Source organism: Streptomyces sp. ADMS (assembly GCF_033441795.1).
Taxonomy (GTDB): domain Bacteria; phylum Actinomycetota; class Actinomycetes; order Streptomycetales; family Streptomycetaceae; genus Streptomyces.
In genome coordinates, this window is the sequence record NZ_JAVFVX010000665.1 from 1 (window position 1) to 222 (window position 222).

1 tRNA gene is annotated in these 222 nt (G+C 61.7%); it reads right to left on the reverse strand.

Annotated features, from left to right (window positions below):
• Nucleotides 1–55: 55 nt before the first annotated feature.
• Nucleotides 56–129 (reverse strand) — tRNA-Cys (locus RB628_RS42405).
• Nucleotides 130–222 lie beyond the last annotated feature (93 nt).

The following is a 222-nucleotide window of genomic DNA, read 5'->3' on the forward strand; positions in this document are numbered from 1 at the left end:
AACCAGTGACCTCTTCCGTGTCAGGGAAGCGCTCTCCCGCTGAGCTAATCGTCCTTGGAGGTGGAGACGGGATTTGAACCCGTGTAGACGGCTTTGCAGGCCGTTGCCTCGCCTCTCGGCCACTCCACCAGGAGTGCGGGGGTTCGGGAAGATCCCCCTCTTCCTGCGAGCGGACGACCAGGTTCGAACTGGCGACCTCAACCTTGGCAAGGTTGCGCTCTA